The sequence below is a fragment of the Synechococcus sp. H70.1 genome, from assembly GCF_047502705.1.
Taxonomy (GTDB): Bacteria; Cyanobacteriota; Cyanobacteriia; order Thermostichales; family Thermostichaceae; genus Thermostichus.
This window is the reverse complement of sequence record NZ_JANSIV010000020.1, coordinates 1-1,775: the sequence shown is the minus strand read 5'-3', so window position 1 is coordinate 1,775 and position 1,775 is coordinate 1. Positions and strand designations below refer to the sequence as shown.

Below are 1,775 nucleotides of genomic sequence, written 5' to 3'. Positions count from 1 at the left end.
CTGTTGCAGGTGCGCAGTGTTATCCGGCAGCATATGGCGCGGCGGCAAGAGTTGCTGGAAGAGCTGGAAGCTTGTTGGCGCTTGAGCAGGGAGGGTCGGGGAGAAGGTGGGCAAGTTGGCTAAGCAAAGGATCCCCTTTGAGGCGGAGGGCTATTTTTTGGGATTTCTTCCTGATAAGGATGGCCAGCTCAAGTACCTGCGCTGGCAGGTCGGCTCGGAAGTGTTTGCCGGCAAGATCCCCAAGCCGCTGCGCTCTGAGCTCTACCGCAGCCTCAAGCCGGGGGATAGGGTGCAGATTGCGGGGGAGCGGGAAGTGAATCTGCTGAAGGGGCGAGAGAAATGGGTGCTCTACCGTGTGGTTCGGATCCCAGCCATATCTCCCCCAAAAGCTGCTCCAGAATCAAAGGAAAAGAGGCAAGGGGTCGTCTTGGTCTGCCAGAAGTCCGACTGCTGTCGGCGGGGGGCGCTGGAGGTGATGCAGGCTCTGCAGACTTACCTAGCAGTCTATGAGGGCATCCGCGTGCAGGGGGTGGGCTGCCTGAAGAACTGCAAGCGGGGGCCGAACGTGGTGTTCCTGCCCGACAAGGCTCGCTACAGCGGCGTTTCTTCGCAAGAGATCCCGGCTCTGTTGGAGCGGCACTTTCCACTGGCGCACACAGGCACTCTAGGTGGCAACATCTGCCAGAAAAGGGGGCCGTAACCCTGCCTGCTGCCAGCAACCTCCCTGGGATCTAATCCTGGACGCGGACAACCTGCTGAGCCTGGGCAGAGTGCTCGGCGGCCTCGGCCACAGCCAGGGCGTGGAGCATTTTCCCAGTATCCACGTAGAGAGGACTGCCGCAGCGCAGGTGAGCCAGCACCAGGCGGGTATCTTGCTCAAACAAGCTGTGGCGGGATCCGGTCTCCAAGGGGTGGGCGCTGCCGGGGCGCAACAGCATTGCCTCTTCGCCGTTGATCAGCAAGCCGCCCCGCTGGCCATGGAACTCCAACAGGCGCTGGGAACACCACAGGGAATCCCCTTTGCCATAGGTCAACACGGCCAGTAGCCCATTGGCAAAACTCAGTTGGGCAGTGCAGTAGCAACTGTTGTAGCGGTGGGGCAAGTCTGGGCCCTCATAGCGCAGCTGGCAGCTCACCCGCTCGACCTTTCCCAACAAGTCCACCAGGCGGTGGATGCGGGAGACAGCCCCCATGAGGGGGAAGCCAAACAGCTCGGGCCGATAAGTCCAGCGGTCGGGGGCAGGGTGGGCGGCAGTAAGAGTAAGGTAGCGAACGGCAAACAACTTGCCCAGCCCTGGCAGCTCCCGCCTCAGCAGCTGGTGAACGCCGCTGAGGAGCTCAATGTGCTCCACGTGCAGCAGCAGCTGCCGCTCCGCTGCCAATTGCACCAGCGAGCGAGCTTCGGCAACGCTGAGGGCGAGGGGATATTCCACAACAGTGTGGATCCCGGCCTCCAGAGCGGCACGGGCAATGGCCGCGTGATCCCGATTGATGGTGCTAACAAACACCAAATCCAGCTGCTGCTCGCAAAACAGGGAAGACCAGTCGGAATAGGCAGCAGCCCCCAACTCAGCGGCAAAAGCAGCACTCCGCTCGGGCGTTCGGCCAGCAACTGCCACAATCTGCACCTGTCCATCTTTGCGCAAGGCTTCTGCCCGTGAGCGAGCGGCGTAGCCAGTGCCGATGATCCCCACCCGCAAGGCCTGGTTCCTCCCCTAGCCTGTTTCTGTCTGTAGCATCCCACAGAAGGGATCCCTTCCACCACCCCAACTGGG

Annotated in this window: 2 protein-coding genes; one reads left to right on the top strand and one right to left on the bottom strand. The window is 61.7% G+C overall.

Translation table 11 applies throughout. The features are described from left to right. The first annotated feature begins 106 nt into the window (after positions 1-106). Positions 107-700, top strand: coding sequence for a (2Fe-2S) ferredoxin domain-containing protein (locus NW827_RS01515; protein ID WP_414362898.1), 594 nt, complete (start codon positions 107-109; stop codon positions 698-700). Positions 701-731: 31 nt separating this feature from the next. Here the strand turns inward: NW827_RS01515 and NW827_RS01510 are convergent, their stop codons facing one another. Beyond that, positions 732-1,694 carry a Gfo/Idh/MocA family protein gene (locus tag NW827_RS01510; RefSeq protein ID WP_414404255.1) on the bottom strand — a complete coding sequence of 321 codons (963 nt, stop codon included), beginning with the start codon at positions 1,692-1,694 and terminating at the stop codon, positions 732-734. Positions 1,695-1,775 lie beyond the last annotated feature (81 nt).